Raw genomic sequence first — 15429 nt, 5'->3', positions numbered from 1 at the left:
TAAATTTACGTCTGCTCTTTTTTGTCATTATGTAGGCAATTTAAGATTAAAATTTTTTATCTTAACTGCCGGTCCTTTTTTCGGGGTCCATTATACACAATACTGAACTTTTAATTACAAGGCGTTTATCAAAACGTTTTAAAGATGATTTTTTAAAACTGTCGTTTTTCGATATATGGATTGCAAATGAAGATCGATCACATAATAACTACAACATTCTTTTGGCAATTAGGGACGGTCGTTACGAGTTATTTCCAATAGATCATGAAGCCTGCTTTAATCATGGTGAATTGATCTCAGAGTTATATCCTATAACATATGAAGAATCATTGGTTTACAGTGAGGCATTCAATACACTCTTTAAAAAAAGTGATTTTACTCGATCTAATATTGCGCTATTAAAGGATAAGTATTATGTTTGCGTTGAAAGTTGTAAAGATAGAGTTAAAGAAGTTTTGAATGAAATACCACCAAGCTGGGGAATTGATGTCCAACAGGAACAGCAAATTTTAAATACATTTCTATTTGATGATCTATGGTTTGAAACTGTTTGGACTACATTTCAATCATACATACAATTCTTTTTGAACTAATAAGTAAATTATGTCTTCTCATTACAGTATTATATTTGCGTCTCTTCGTAAAGTAACCCAAGAAAAAATTTCTTTGGGGCTTATACTATTTGATGACGATATAGTCTATTGTAAATTTTCAAGGAAGAAGCTTAATGCGTTAAGGCATCTGTTATCTAAAGATGATTATAAAGTAATCTTTGACTCTATATCTATCTTGGAGAAAAAGTTTAGCCAATCAAGTAAAGTAGTATTGCATAATTCTCAACAACTGTTCAAAGTTGAAGATTTCTCTTTTTCTATTGATTATATAAGTTATTTAAGTAGATATAAAAATAATCTTGTTACCTATCTATTGCCCAAGCCTATTAGTATAGAAGCTACAGAGGAAAATACTTTGAAGTTGTTTGATAATCTTATTGGTGCGGAGCTTCCTCCTGAATATGGTATCAAAAAATTGAGTCCATTTGATCTTCTTAATGAACGTTTTGACGGAAGAATTCAGAATCATTTTATAATTAACCATACAATAACTTATCGAGACGTACCGGGTTTATTAGTACCTGTAAAAGTTGACTTAATTGGTAAAAATGGAATAGATGTTTTTGTTCAGTCTATAGATATGACATCGAACCAGAGCCAAATAATTAATGAGATATCTACATTTTACTTATTAAAAGATACATATAAAAGAAATAAGAAAGACTGTAAAAATTTTATTCTTTCTCAAGAGCCACCAAAAGAATATAAGAAACAACATGAAATTTGGAATCAGCTAGTAGATTCAGATGAATTTAATTATGTGGATGTAACAGAAAGTGAAAAAATCATGGAATATGCTGAGATCAATAATGTAAAGCCTATATTTGGATCTATTGATCAGTCTGATATTAATGAGTTACCCTTCTAACCTTATATAAGGTGATTGTTCTATATCCCTCTTATCTCTAATATTTTAAATCAGACTTATTAACCCGACGTTCTAAATCTTCACGCAATTAATTGAGACAATCACTTTCCTGTCTTAACGCTGTAATTCCACTATTTGGTTGCTCACAGTTCCATACGAAACCTCCCGGATTATGGAGATGTAAGCCTCCGAGCAATTGCATGTTTTCTATAATCTTGAATATAGCTAGTTTTGGTACATTATGAATGTAGAATAACCAAAGCATCCATCCGGCTCCTGCAAAAATAGAGACATTCCATATTAAAATCTCTTTATTGTCTAGAAGAAACTTTCATTCCCTTTTCGTGCAATGCGTAATTGTTTGGAATCAAGTTAACGGCCCTACTAATCTAAAGTACCCTTGCTCAAACAGAAAGATACAGATGATTTAGAACAGCTGACTAGGCGAATACAATATTTCACTTAAATACAACATCCTAATAATCAACACCAATTTGTTCCGGGAAGGGCGGTTCGTTAACTGCCCGCTCCCATACAGACCCGTGAGGATGCCAAGACTGCCTTCGTCCTTCTCATTACCTTCAATCTCTCTCGGTTCTGATACCTCGCGATATCGCCTTTTCTTTGCGCATAACAAGGTGGCGATATGTACCCTGCAAACCTGGATGGATCGTTGAAGTTTTATCTTTTTCCGAGCTACAGTAATCGCTGGTATTGCCAGATACAAATGCGGTTGCGGGGAGAGTCTCATCATTTGTTCGCATTCGGTTGAAATAGTCTATTGCGCCAAACAGGATTGCAGCATCGGCGGCACTACTGTTGCTTTTGTCACCTTTAAAGGGTGCTTTTTTTCGTATCGACCATTTGGTAACTTAACTTGTGTGTCGGCGTCGTCACCTAATTCCTTATTCAACTTCTTCAAATTGGTAATTGTCTCTGATCGCTGCCGCTTTATCTTTTCGATTAGATCATGTGCATGACCTTTATTCCGAGTCCATTCCTCTAATATTAAGTCCATCTTCCACAACGTTATTTCCCGGGCTTCCACCATCTCTAATATCTTTTCCAGTAATTTGAAGTGTTGACCAGGCTGCTGATTACCTGAATGTGGGTCTAGCGCATTATTTAGATAAACCCATTGATTTGTATCTAGAATTAAATTCACCATATTTTCAGGAGTTCTTTCTTAAACAAGTTGGTAAATACGACTTTTACACCTTCTATTTGGAATATTTTGCATAATACGTTTCTAGATCATGATCCTTACATTGCTGAAAATCCATCTTCATTTCAAGCAGTTGGGGGTAATTTTGCAAAATTACTTCAGCATGATTCCAAGCCAGCTCTTCGCGAATAATGTCCGTATCCTCAGCTATTCTTGGGCCAGATAAATGATGACCGTACTCATGTAATAATCGCCATACCACTGTTAAGGGTTGACGTACCCATAAAAGACTTACTCTAATAATGGGCTCTTGCCCCATAGGAGATGTATAAGATGATGCAGTACGGGAATGATCCGTATAAACCTTGCAACCGTCTGCTTCAATCATTATTACAATTTCAGTAACCACTGTGCGATAATCCTGTAGATGTGCAGTTTCACAAATCTCATCAATCAATCTTTCTCTTTTAGACTTTAGTATCATTATGAAATCTTTTAAATATTAACTTCAATAACATATGTTTCAGTAAGCAAAGCAGAACAGCCCCAATTATTTTCTCTCTTCATCCCCCAGTTTACTTAGGTTGGTAAAACTCAAACCCGATTTATCTACCGATAAAATCCTGATCACGATCAAGTTTTTCCCGAAGTACACATTTTCTATAATATTCAATACTTTTCCTTGCCCAATCCCTGATATTACTATTATGATGATCTACAAAGTGATTCATAAGTTGAATATAGCCCTCATGATAGGCTATGGCGGAATAATTGTAACTAGAATAACTATCAATATTAGCAGATATCTCCCCCAATAATTTTTCAATATGTCCAAATTCTTCTATAAACCGCAAAGCAAATGGATGCCATTCCAGCTTACCATCAATATCTATTTGTGTAGGCATCAAATAAGCAATTCGCTTAGGCCCTTTAGGTTGATTATTTCGGCACCAGCCAATTAAAGTATCGAAGCTTTCCAATTCCCCCGAGAATAAAATACCATTATGTCCATTACTCCCATTTTGCACACCAAGTAGAAATTTCAAATTCAGATAATCGGACTTTTCGTTGATGAAAGCATCTGAAATTTCCATCCAGAAAATGTCAAAATAATTCTGAACTAAATAACTACATAAATTGCCTAAATAGCTATTATAATTATTGAAATCATATTCTAAGCTCGCTTTATAAATACTCACTGACACTCCCTTAACCAAATTTGTGTCAGATTTGTCATCATTAAGAATTCGAGTAATACACTGCGTCATTTGAAATATATCCATTGACCGCATTGACTGCTTGGATGAAAAAAAGTTATGTTTTAATATCAATGCTCGTATAGTCGTCTTACATACTTTCCATTTATCATCACTTTGATGAACATACTGGCCCAAAATCTTAAAAGCGGTAGCTGGTCCATCCCCCGGGTAGGATTCCACTTTCGAAGTAAATTTCAGTACATCATCTGTTTCAAAATGATCCAAAACCCTTCCATATATAAAAGTTTCAAAAACATTAATATTGGCCTTACCTGAATCAACGAGTTCAAACAAGTTAAACAAATCAACAATTGTCGGCTTGGAGATCCTGGTTAATTCAAAGGAATGATGGTACAAATCGTTATCAGAAATAATTGCCGACAAAAATGCTGATCTTTTATCATCATCAACCGCCGATAATAATCCAGCAATAACAGAGGCATTTTGCTCTTCCTTTTTTATAGATCTTAGCGCGTTCAATAAATCAAAAAACAGTTGATCCTGATCTGAGACTAAAGTAGCAAGCTTATATCCAAAAGGAAGACCCTGCCTTTGCTCTCCTCGCAAAATATTATAAAAGTATGGTTCGTACTTAACAAGGTTCTCAGCTACCTCTAAGGCAAATTTTTCTGCATTACTCTTACCTACTTCGTTGTAATCAGTAAAATCATGACCAAAGTCAATATCCAATATAGGGGAACTAACAAATATCTTAAACTTACCAGCAGTGTCTTTAGGCTGTAATTGATGTACTATGGTTTCTACTGAAATGATTTCTTCGGGTAGTAATCTATCCTTATCAAACCTCAAAACATCTGAAAATGACTCTAATGCCTTATCCCATATGCGGCCATTAAACTCAATGACCTGATGTAATATCTTGAACAGATTTACTGATTGACTATTGGGTAAAAGACCCCTGATATTAGCGGCAAGGATACCTTGTGCTATTTCACGGACATTTTCATCTTCACCCGTAGCAAACCGAGCCAAGTAATCTAGGGCAGTGTTCCAATAAACATATACCTCTTCCCAAACCTTTGGTTTATAATCAATCATTTGTTGGAATCCACCTTGGAACTCAGCACCACCAATACGTCTAAAATCCTGTGCTTTTAAGCAATGGCCCAATGCCTTTAGACCCATTAAATTATATTCCTTATTCTCATGACCAATTGCCCATGTCAACAGAGACATTCTTTCTTTTAAATCAGCCTCAGTGCCCGGTAATAAATAATGAAATAATTGCAGAACCTGACTTGTAGCATTGTTATTTATATCTTCATTTTCCGCTATCGCGACTTTGAATAGAATTTTACCGGCACGCAAAAAATACTCCTTTCTAAATACAATTTTTTCAAGTGCCCAAACTATATTTCGTCTCCCGGCTTTGAAATTTATTCTAAGCCCCTCCAGATCATACGATTCGAAGAACGCTTCCAATGACTCTAAGGTAGCCGTGGGATTCACTTCAACTACTGAGCGGAAGAGGCGTGATCCCAACTTTGAGTTGATCGCTTCCGCTGTCGCGAAAGGGCCGTTTGGCCCCCAAATTTTGGCAACTAATTTTTTTGCAGATTCACTTTGATCCAGCAATTTAAGACGCTCCGTAAGAGGAACAAGGAGCTGACAGTCTTCCATCTGTTTAAGCAGATCCTTGACAGACGCAAAATCCATACTATCCCACCATTCAGCTGCCAAGTGTACGGCAATAGGCTCAGGTATGACTGAATAAAAGAACCCTCGCCTTTCAAATAGGTTACGTTTCTCACTATATTTCTTCCAAAATTTATAAAATGCTCTTCGGGTAGTTTGTGTTTCCACAATGTGAGTAGTTATCAGATCGATTTGCAGATCAGACATGTCTTTTTCTCTCTGCAGAGCAACAACACCATTTTCATCATCTATATAAATAAAATTTGTAAATACTGAACATGCTTTAAGAAGGTCATAATCTAATTTATCTTCGTCGCTACTTCCAAAAACAAACTTTTTAATGAAGTTTTCAGGAATAGTATTAAATACAACATCAGCCGTTTCGGATTGAAACGCCGTTTCAATAAATTGAACCATTTCCGGAAAGCCCTCCGAAATTTTCAGGAAGTGCTCAATCATTGATTCACTAAACCCTGTAAAACAATTTTTAAACATCAGCCTTACGGTTTCCCTTTGTTCGTATCGATTTAGCAGAATAGCCTCTGGGTTATTTTGCTCGAAACTATCATTTATTGTAACAATCTTAAATTTTGTACCAATTTTTACTGTTGATGCATAATGCTCATGGAGTTGATCAGAACAGTTATCAATTATGATTAGCCCCTCCATATCATTATGACTAATTAGAAATTTAGAGAGATCATTTGTTGTTGCTATTGCAATGTCAATATATACTAACTGGCCACTTAAAATACTACCAAGCCCACCTTTACCAGGATTGAATGTCTCTAATACTAGGCGGGTTTTACCAATGCCTTTATGCCCTATAACCCGCACAGACCTATTATCTAAGAGAGAGGATAAAATTTGCTGGGACTTTATGGACAAGTGAGTAGGTTCTTGGTAATCATATTTCCCTTTACTGCCATCAACCAGTTTTTTCCATTCCGTCCAGGTTAAAAAACTATCCAATCGTGTCATATTACGAAACTTCTGCACCAGTGTGACTGCACTTATATATTCATTTGTCCAATTAGCGATTTTGTTTCCATCAATGATTCTGATCTTTGCATTAGCAGCATCGGCATAGTTGGCTTCGCTCAACGCAGAACGTATTTTCTTAATCCTTTCTTCGATTTGGTTGTCGGTAAATGGATGCGAAATGAATATTACATACTCCCCACTTGCATCGAGACATTTTAGGATTTGAGGCTTAATCTCTTTCCGTTTCTTTCTTGATTTAACCAGAATTTCATTCCTAACTTGCGCATTTGATAAATTTTGTGCCTTAGATTGAAAGCAGGTATAGATTTGCTTTATCCATTGTGACTGAACATTTATATCAGTACCTAAATCGAATTCTAACCTTCCATCCTCTCCACCATCTGCCACATTTATTATTTTGGGAACCGATAAGTTACTAATAGTACCAAGCGAAAAATGTTTGGAAACCTCATTATTCAACAGTGATTGCAACAGATCTACTAACTCGTCAGGTTTAAGTAGTTTTATTTCATTGAAAGTAATAGTATTGATCTTCATATAGTCAAGATTTACTGTAATATACTGTAAATGAATCTATTCAGTTCTAAACAGCCAAGCCAATTCTACTTTCTGGTAATCATTGTGCTCGAAAAATAAATTCCAATTACCTCACTTTGACTTCTGATCAGAAGGGATAATTTTTTTTATAAAGCATTGTATTGCCGTCAGTGAAATATGTGGTATAGACACCTGTTCGCCAAAATAAGATCCATAGATAACTTTTGAAGTTGAACCACCTGAAATCCCACTGGCTTCCCCTGTCCATACAGGAGCTTGGAAGCCGGATTTAATGATCTGCCATTCAGCCCTGGTAGGTATAGTACCGCCGAAAGTAAATATCGACCGTGGACTGAACGGCCTATACTCCCTAATTGTAAGCTTGCTGTTCACATATCCTACCTGAGCCACCAGATACATCGGGATTTCCTGTATATATGGGTTAAACTGGGGCACAGAATCAAAGCGGGTTGTTAAGATTACAAAATTACCTTAAAAACGGCCCGCAACCTTTTGTGGAAAAGCAAATTATTAACTACTTTAGTTAGAAGTATCACACCTCAATAGTATATGACTCCAATTAAACAAGGCAAATTATCTCCGAACTATCATAGTTTTAATTTGCAATTAAATGGCTTCCCTTTAACAGATGAACAACGTAACCATTTTTTCAATTGCCTTAAAACTATCAGTCAACAAAGCGAAGCTCTCATTTATAGAGGAGATAAGATCGACAAACTATCAAAGTTATACAATGCAGACCTAAAATCTTATAACCAAAACGGGCTTATTTTCAAAATTTCAAAAGCAGGTGCAAAAGGTAGATACTATACGGAGACAACAAATGACGAACATATCGGAATTGAACTAGGAATGCGATCTGAAAATCCTTTTGATTTGATATTTAAAATGATGAATATCATCCTGACACAAAAGTTTAGTGGCAAAAAGGAAAAATTAATGAATGAATTCAAAATACGGGAAATGTCAGTATTTGATTATTTCACAGACCATCAAAATGCAGAACATTTTTCGGAACAAATCAGCACTTTCGACCCAACTACAAGAACTAAGATAAGAGATTATTATCTTGGGCTTTTGCATAATATCGATCGAAGTGAGTTTTATTTAAGATCCTTTTTTGTTAGTACTACCACTAATCTACGAACAGCTGAAGGGTTTGCTGATGCAAGAACAGGCCGGGCCAATAAAAACTCCTTAGTCTTTCACGGTTGGATACCCAGAGAGTATTCAGGTGTATTACGGGCCCCTAACAACAATATGTTCGAAAGCGTGATAGAAACAAGAAACGTTCATTTACCACGATATAAAAAACTAATCTTTTACAATCAAAATGAGATTGCACTAAAAGGCGCTTTTTCCCCAAACTACATGCTCGGATTTCACTATTGGAATAACTCCGCTATCACAATGGAAATAAATCCGGCAATATTTGATGTAGATGGTAATTGGCCAGGAGATGAACTTCCAATAAATCAAGAGGATTTTCCGGAGGTATTTGAATCAAGTATGTATACACAATTTCTTACCGTAAATGAACAAACAGGCGAATACAGATCCTATAAAAGAGGAGATGATTATGAGTGGATGTTTAATAAAATCTGTTAGTAAACATAGATACTAAAACTAGTTGTTTAACATTATTCACAACAGCAATGATAAACCGATTAAAGTATAACAATGAATTATTAAACGAGAAGGTTAATTTTTTTTGGGATTATTACGACTTATTCATTTCATTAGCTGGTCAGTTATGGAATTTTGAGTTAGAAAATCCCTTATCATTAGTTCAAAAGATTGTCTTTCAACTGGATCATAATATTTTCCATGCCCATAATTATGTTCCAACATATTTCGACAAGCTCGCTAAGTATGATCGTAAATATTTAAACGTTTTTAAAAATATTCCAAATATACATCGGCATCTAAGAGAGTTTAAGAAAATTAACCCTCTTAAACCTAAACAATTACCCGAGTATAGGAAGAAATGGTTTGTTAATAATAGAGCTTCGTTACTTGTAGATTTTGAACTTCTCAATTCTGAGCTACAGAAAAGTATGCTCTACAATTCAGTGAATGGCTTAATCCAATTACTACAATGTTCGCATCCTCTATCAGAACATAAAGAAGACATCAGGTTTCACGCCACCATTATCGGTTCTGAATGTCTTTTTACTAAAAAAGAGCGTAAGCAACCAAAACGGCTTATTTCCTTAATTAACACTAGCGACTACAGACCCTTTCCTTATCCTGAGGGTATTGTCACACAGGAACAACGGAAAAAATATTTTTCGCAGAAGGACTTTAATAAAACATACAAGGGTATACTTGACTTTGTATATGTCCCTACAGACATTCAGTATATCATCTGCAAAGTGGAAAATCTGATTTTCTCAAATAAAGATTTTTTTAAATTCGGCGGGGTCACATTCTGTTCAAAAGACAATAAACTATTGAAAGAGCTACCAGAATTTCTGAAAGAGCATGATTCGGGATTGCCTAAAGCTATTTATAAAAATGTAAATTTTTCACTTGCCGTTGTCGAAGTTGTTCCGCAGGATTTTCCTACAGCAACAAAAATTGCCATTAAAAAGGTGGATAAGGCGCTGTTTTATTTAAATAACGTGCTAGAAACGGCACACACAGTAGATAGAAAAAACATCCTATTTACAAGTGACTTTTCCTGGTATGGGTATAATTTGTCACCCAATGTAAAACAAGATAAACTTACAAAAGATGATCTGGATGAACTTAACGACAACGCTTATTATTTTTTCGAAGATAAAATGTTCTTGTCTAAAGATGCTTTTTTGCAGCATGAAATGGAATTTATCCTCGCAAGAAAGGCTTCCGATATCTATGGGTTATGGAGGTATCTTGAAATCCTTCTTTTTGACAGAACAAAGGAAACAAATAAAATTAAACGATACATAGCTGATGCCTTAGTGCTCTCTGAAAAGAAGTTCTTTGACCGATACTATAACTTTCATTTAAAGACAGCTCTCCAGGATAGCACGCCAGAACAACTAGGAATAACATCTGAAGAACACAAAACCTACTGGGGTAAAAAATATAAAATATCTGGTAAAGAAAATGTCAAAAGCGAGTTCTTCAGAGATCTTTATTCTCAATCTAAAACACATTTCACGCAGAAAACAAGGCAAAAGATTTCTGACTATTACTACACAATACTTACAGAAGCTTATGAACAGCGGAACTCGATTGCTCATAGCGGAATTTCTCAGGAGCGGGCAATAACAAAAATGGAATTTTCTTTTAATAATGTTGTGACCAGATTCAGATGGTTAATTTTCGATTATATGAAAAATAATCAGCGCGCGACGCTCAACGAAATATTTAACATGATCAAATTCGATGCATCGAAGCAGTTTCCTTTCAGAAATTAGAGCTGATTTTAGAATTGAGCTCGTATCGAAATCCAATGAAATTACTGTCTCTTCTTAATAAGATCCATGGTTAAAGTGCTATGATAGATGATAGATTGTCGAAGTAAGGAGCAACGGGTCTAGTATTGCCAATCTCAATATATTTTTTACGAAAGTAACTTAAAATAGCAAAATCAGCTCTAGTAGCGGGTTTTGCTATTTTAATAGTATTCAAAGGTATTTTACAAGTCGCACACTAATAAGGCTTGGTCCTCAAATCTGGAGAGCCCCCTTGATTGGCTGGTAACACCTTCACTGCAGAACTGTTCTCGCCATTTCGGTCAGTTATACCTTTTTTTAATTGATCACACCAACTGGAGATATTGAATAGCGTTTCATTGTCCTGTTATGAACGCCCCACGTCAGCGCAGCTTATAACGTCAGACATCTTCCGCATCTGATCAATCATGCTTATATTTACCTATAACCGATTCAAACTGTTTTATATGAATAATCCGACCTGGCGACATCATTTTACCCCTGAATGTTATCTAAAGAATTTTACCACAGATGGCAAATTGTTTGCGCTGAATGTTACCAACCTCTTAAAAAATTGGAAAGTAGTCCCAGAAGAAAAAACGCCGGCACAGATTAGCTACAGTAAGAACTTTTACTTGGTAAAGCCTGTTGAATTTCCAAATGCATTGACCCTACAAGCTCCCCATGAGTTGTATATTGAACAGGACGTTTTTCGGGAGTTGGAGAATGAGTATGAAGGTATGTATCAGGAGATCATCCAGGAGCCCCAACTGTCACTGGAAGTGGCGAACTTCATCTGTAAGTTCATCGTTCACCTGAAACTGCGGAACCCTTACCACCTAGAGAATACGTTAAAAAAGCAAAAGTCATCCCTTTTGCAACAGGCAATCGATAGTATAGTCACTTCTCTCGAAGGCTCAGAAAGAGCCCATCGGATACCGCCGATCGCGGTAGAATTGGCCAAAGCGCTAGTGTTCGAGGATTATAACAATAACCCCGACACAGCAATGAACATGTTTCAGTCAAGTCTTGCCAATAGATTTCAGGACCCGGATGGATATAAAGTCTTCCAGGATGCGTTACTTAAATGCACCTGGCGTATTTTTAAAGCACCCGCCACAGGCCCGAAATTTCTGACCACCGACAATCCGGGCGTTTCTGTTGGTCGAGATAACAAAATATATAATACACGTTACCATGATGGGTTCATGCTCCTCTTTCCACTCTCCAAGGACTATTGCCTAACCATTGACGATTATGAGATAGACAGTTTTTTTGACACTGCCAATAACTGTAAAACGGTTACACACCTGATCGCTACCGAGTCGATAGTGATGGAAATGAATAACTTTCAGATCCAAAAATACAAAGACCTGTTGATCAGTACGGATGAGAAATATCTGCAACTCCTTGCAGAGGCAAACAAGCCGAAAGGGGAATGATCAGCTGTGAACTTTCCGGTAACAAAAGAAACTTATTCACTTTATAACAAAGCCTTTATTTACCAGCTGTATAAATTTTTAACGCCGTTCCCGGGATAATTACCAGTAAATACAGGTAATCGACGGTAACAACAACAGTTACAAATGTTTAAAGTAAAGAACCTCATCATCAATCACTTTGATGAACTATTGGATAATACATTTGAAAGCGCTCGCAAAACCAAATCCTTATCCGTAGAAGAGTTTGCATCCTTCTTAGAGACCGATAAGGGGCAAGAGACCTTCAATGTCTTGGACAACGTTGTTTCAGACGTGTTCATCAAATCGCTAACGGAAAAAAGCTATCGTAAGATTCGAAAACAGCAGCGAAAAATAGAGGACCATGTCGTGGACGTCAACCTTGACCTGTTCCGTTACTACCAGGCTTTTGCAGATACCACCCAACGGATCTATATAGCCATATTGGAATCTCTTCGTAATGAGACAGGAAAAGTGGACCTGGAGAAGCGCGATTACATTAACCTGCTTTTCTACGGCACCCTCTGCAGAACCGCCGAAGAGGTGGGATTGTTACTACGTAATGGCTACTCGAATGCGGCACTGATCACCTGGCGGAGTTTCCATGAACATGCCGTGATCGCCACCTTCCTCATGGAGAAAGATGCTCCCGAGCTATACCAACGCTTCATTGATGCTGATGTCAACGAGCGGAGAAAGCAGCTGGAAAGTTATGTCAAAAGGCATGTTGATCTCAATTTTCCGCCGCTCGATGAAACGCTAATCAAGGAGACGAAGGAAGAATTTGAGTGCATCAAAAACCAGTATGAAAAAGAATTTTTCAACAATGGTTATAACTGGGCAGTTGGCTATTTGAATGAAAAAGCCAACTTCAATGCCATCGAAGCGGCTATTGACTTTGGAAGATTCCGCCCATACTACATCCTTGCATCCAGCCGCGTACATCCCTCTTATCGGGGAATAGTAGATCTTCCTGCCGACGGCATGGTAAACCTTAGGGCGCTGATAGAGCCTAGTGATCAACTGGAAGATCTGGTTGATCCGGCGCAGTTGATATTGGCGGAGTTTCTTGAGGTCAATGACCGGTTCCTGCATATCTACTCAGCGGACCACGAATATGAAACCAATACCATGATCTTACAAAAGATATATGATAAGTTTCGCGATGCAGCGAGCGAGAATGAGGAAGAATAAAGTGTAAGATAAGAATAGCGCGTTTTTGTTGGGTGTGCCATGCGGACCGCGCTTTCCGTTATATCCCCTGCGGGGAGGATGCCACAGGAATCGCTCATGCGATGTAAAGGAAGACCCCCATACCCAATAAACTTTGACATTCAATAGTAATGCCTTCAACAACCTAACTTATTGATAACCTGAATTAACTGGTTCGAAAACCTACCGGCAGTGGGCACTTATAATTAGCAAGTCCGCTCTAGTAGCGGACTTGCTAATTATAGCCAAATTGAGGTTCTGACTAAGTCATTAATAATCAACTGAAAATGGTTCGATCTGTGAAGGTGATTTTCATTTATTTTGGCAAAGTACTATTGACAACGCACTCATTGTAAAAATTTTCACCTAAATTTTGTTAAGCCCAAAATTCAGCCTTCTTATTTCCTGAAAACTATGAGAGGTTAGCCTTTAGTCTTCCTAATAAGATTTGCTCCCTTTCCATAATGAACTGCTCAAAATTGTCGAAGCAAAGATCTACTTCTTCTGGTATTAATAGTTCGGATCGAATGTTGCTGTTTGATAGGATCTTATGATCGATCCAGACCTTAAGCGGCTGATCCTTTTTTGATTGGTTTGTTTCGGATGCTAAAAAGCCCAAGTTTAGCACGGTGTTGTAGTGTTTGTCATAAAAATCTCTTCTTTCATTAGTGAACCCTATGTAACTTTCCTCTTTGAAGCTCGCAACAGGATGCAAGTGATCGATGTTGGCTTCTTTGAATTGAAAATCAAAAGTGGGATAGAGTAACGCTAGTATGTAAAAGCTATCCAGGTCATTATAGCTCTTCCGTAAAATTGCTTTTAGGCGGTCCTCATCGATTTGAAAGCTTTTGGGAGGTTCAGTAAACTCCCGACGAAAATCATCCAGCGGAAAGTCCCCCTGACAGCAATTGATAATGTGGCGTAGCTTAGAAAGCACTCCGTCTGCACTGCCGCTAAAGAGTTTGTTGAGTAGGCTGATATGTAAGTATTGCCTAATAACTTTCTTATTTGAAAAATGCTTGTTCTCTTTATTGATATCGACGTAGTACCCGGTGTTGAATAAATAAAGGGCAACTGGAATGATTGCGTTTTTCGAACGCAGAGAAAAGTCATTAAAAGATAAAGACTTAGCCAACTTGAATGCCTCAAGGATAGATTGAGTTATCTTTCCCCAATTTTCGCCAATTTTTATTATGGTAAGGGAACCGAAATTTTGCAACGAGAAGCGAATATTACTTGATACGATTACCAAACAAGTTTTAAGGATGAAGTCATAATCTATGGAGAAACCAATACTTAATACTAGCCTGACAAGGCTATCTATTTCTTCCCTCGCCCCTTTTGTGTTGCCATTTCTATCCCAAGATGCGGTGATGATCGACATTAAAAGATCGGCAAAGGATAGTTTGGTCCCACCGGAGTTCGTCCGCACAAATTCATGTAGAATTTTATCAAAATCCTGCTCTTTCTCTAAGTAATAATTCAAAATATCCTCTTTTCTAATCCTTGAGTACAATTTAAGCAGGTTTTCAAGAGGAACTCCGTCAGCCAGCCCATTTTTTAACAGAAAGGACAACACCTCAGACTCGTCTCTCCACGTAAGTATGGTACCGACTTCGAACCAGAAGCAAGGTTTAGTTATTTTGCTGCCGTCGGATAATTCTATGATCTTAGTATTTTCCTCACCCTCTTTGACATGCTCGTTTTTTATTAAGAACCGAAAATCATACATTTTTCGCATTTCATCGTCTTCTAGGTTCGACAACAGGTCAAGATAAAGTACTCGAGAGGGATAATGATGCTCGTCCTCCAAGTATTTTTTCTTATATCTCTGATGTTTTCTATAAGCGAAGCTTCCCTTCAGCCCAAGATAAAGGCTATTGAGCCGCTGTTGCCCATCAATAATCGCGTAGAAGTCTGTATAACTTGCATTTACTGATCGCTGAGGGTTGTTGCCGCCGTTGTATTCCTTGAACTCCCTAAGAAACTCGTAAAACCGAAAATTATTTTTTATGTCGGCACCGGTTACATGCCACATCATCATGGTATTTATGGGATAACCCTGCATAATAGAATCAAACAGCATTTCTATCTGTTCCGTACCCCAAACAAAACGGCGTTGAATAGAAGGTAATAGATACTTGTTGCTATCAATCTCCGAGATTGCCTCCGAGATCTTAATTGCCTTTTCTAATTGATTAGCCATA

12 protein-coding genes are annotated in these 15429 nt (G+C 37.1%); 6 read left to right on the top strand and 6 right to left on the bottom strand.

Annotation, left to right across the window (positions count from 1 at the left end; all coding sequences use genetic code 11):
• The first annotated feature begins 65 nt into the window (after positions 1-65).
• Positions 66-593 carry a HipA family kinase gene (locus BM176_RS25320; protein ID WP_369823755.1) on the top strand — a complete coding sequence of 176 codons (528 nt, stop codon included), beginning with the start codon at positions 66-68 and terminating at the stop codon, positions 591-593.
• A gap of 10 nt (positions 594-603) precedes the next feature.
• Positions 604-1482 (top strand): hypothetical protein, encoded by an 879-nt coding sequence (locus tag BM176_RS25315; RefSeq protein WP_090107140.1) that lies wholly within the window; start codon positions 604-606, stop codon positions 1480-1482.
• 427 nt (positions 1483-1909) lie between these two features.
• Here BM176_RS25315 and BM176_RS32270 read toward each other — a convergent pair whose 3' ends face one another.
• From BM176_RS32270 to BM176_RS25295, 5 genes are all read right to left on the bottom strand, one after another.
• Positions 1910-2236, bottom strand: coding sequence for a hypothetical protein (locus BM176_RS32270; protein ID WP_143097927.1), 327 nt, complete (start codon positions 2234-2236; stop codon positions 1910-1912).
• 24 nt (positions 2237-2260) lie between these two features.
• Positions 2261-2650 (bottom strand): hypothetical protein, encoded by a 390-nt coding sequence (locus BM176_RS25310; RefSeq protein ID WP_090107139.1) that lies wholly within the window; start codon positions 2648-2650, stop codon positions 2261-2263.
• Positions 2651-2702: 52 nt separating this feature from the next.
• Entirely contained in the window at positions 2703-3131 is a 429-nt protein-coding gene (locus BM176_RS25305) for a hypothetical protein (RefSeq protein WP_090107138.1), read from the bottom strand.
• A 121-nt stretch (positions 3132-3252) separates the two neighbouring features.
• Positions 3253-7104, bottom strand: coding sequence for a hypothetical protein (locus BM176_RS25300; protein ID WP_090107137.1), 3852 nt, complete (start codon positions 7102-7104; stop codon positions 3253-3255).
• Between the two features lie 111 nt (positions 7105-7215).
• The gene (locus BM176_RS25295; protein WP_090107136.1) at positions 7216-7560 is read right to left on the bottom strand and encodes a hypothetical protein; all 345 of its coding nucleotides are present in this window, start codon (positions 7558-7560) and stop codon (positions 7216-7218) included.
• A gap of 114 nt (positions 7561-7674) precedes the next feature.
• Here BM176_RS25295 and BM176_RS25290 point away from each other — a divergent pair, with 114 nt between their 5' ends.
• The 4 genes from BM176_RS25290 (at position 7675) to BM176_RS25275 (ending at position 13204) form a co-directional block, all read left to right on the top strand.
• Positions 7675-8733, top strand: a complete 1059-nt coding sequence (locus BM176_RS25290; RefSeq protein WP_090107135.1) for a hypothetical protein — start codon at positions 7675-7677, stop codon at positions 8731-8733.
• Positions 8734-8780: 47 nt separating this feature from the next.
• On the top strand, positions 8781-10532 hold the full coding sequence (locus BM176_RS25285) for a hypothetical protein (RefSeq protein WP_090107134.1): 1752 nt from the start codon (positions 8781-8783) through the stop codon (positions 10530-10532).
• Positions 10533-11017: 485 nt separating this feature from the next.
• The gene (locus tag BM176_RS25280; protein ID WP_177230538.1) at positions 11018-11992 is read left to right on the top strand and encodes a DUF4238 domain-containing protein; all 975 of its coding nucleotides are present in this window, start codon (positions 11018-11020) and stop codon (positions 11990-11992) included.
• A 144-nt stretch (positions 11993-12136) separates the two neighbouring features.
• Positions 12137-13204 (top strand): DUF5677 domain-containing protein, encoded by a 1068-nt coding sequence (locus tag BM176_RS25275; RefSeq protein WP_090107132.1) that lies wholly within the window; start codon positions 12137-12139, stop codon positions 13202-13204.
• A gap of 430 nt (positions 13205-13634) precedes the next feature.
• Here the strand turns inward: BM176_RS25275 and BM176_RS25270 are convergent, their stop codons facing one another.
• Positions 13635-15428, bottom strand: coding sequence for a DUF262 domain-containing protein (locus tag BM176_RS25270; RefSeq protein ID WP_090107131.1), 1794 nt, complete (start codon positions 15426-15428; stop codon positions 13635-13637).
• Position 15429: the final 1 nt, after the last annotated feature.

It is taken from the genome of Chitinophaga sp. CF118 (assembly GCF_900112615.1).
In the GTDB taxonomy this organism is placed as follows: domain Bacteria; phylum Bacteroidota; class Bacteroidia; order Chitinophagales; family Chitinophagaceae; genus Chitinophaga.
The sequence above is the reverse complement of the archived record's forward strand: the minus strand, read 5'-3'. Positions and strand labels throughout refer to the sequence as shown.

Excerpts from the sequence above, each read along its gene's own strand:
- BM176_RS32270 (WP_143097927.1), bottom strand. The coding sequence starts at position 2,236 with ATGATGAGACTCTCCCCGCAACCGCATTTGTATCTGGCAATACCAGCG.
- BM176_RS25275 (WP_090107132.1), top strand. The coding sequence starts at position 12,137 with ATGTTTAAAGTAAAGAACCTCATCATCAATCACTTTGATGAACTATTG.
- BM176_RS25300 (WP_090107137.1), bottom strand. The coding sequence starts at position 7,104 with ATGAAGATCAATACTATTACTTTCAATGAAATAAAACTACTTAAACCT.
- BM176_RS25305 (WP_090107138.1), bottom strand. The coding sequence starts at position 3,131 with ATGATACTAAAGTCTAAAAGAGAAAGATTGATTGATGAGATTTGTGAA.
- BM176_RS25285 (WP_090107134.1), top strand. The coding sequence starts at position 8,781 with ATGATAAACCGATTAAAGTATAACAATGAATTATTAAACGAGAAGGTT.
- BM176_RS25315 (WP_090107140.1), top strand. The coding sequence starts at position 604 with ATGTCTTCTCATTACAGTATTATATTTGCGTCTCTTCGTAAAGTAACC.
- BM176_RS25270 (WP_090107131.1), bottom strand. The coding sequence starts at position 15,428 with ATGGCTAATCAATTAGAAAAGGCAATTAAGATCTCGGAGGCAATCTCG.
- BM176_RS25310 (WP_090107139.1), bottom strand. The coding sequence starts at position 2,650 with ATGGTGAATTTAATTCTAGATACAAATCAATGGGTTTATCTAAATAAT.
- BM176_RS25280 (WP_177230538.1), top strand. The coding sequence starts at position 11,018 with ATGAATAATCCGACCTGGCGACATCATTTTACCCCTGAATGTTATCTA.
- BM176_RS25290 (WP_090107135.1), top strand. The coding sequence starts at position 7,675 with ATGACTCCAATTAAACAAGGCAAATTATCTCCGAACTATCATAGTTTT.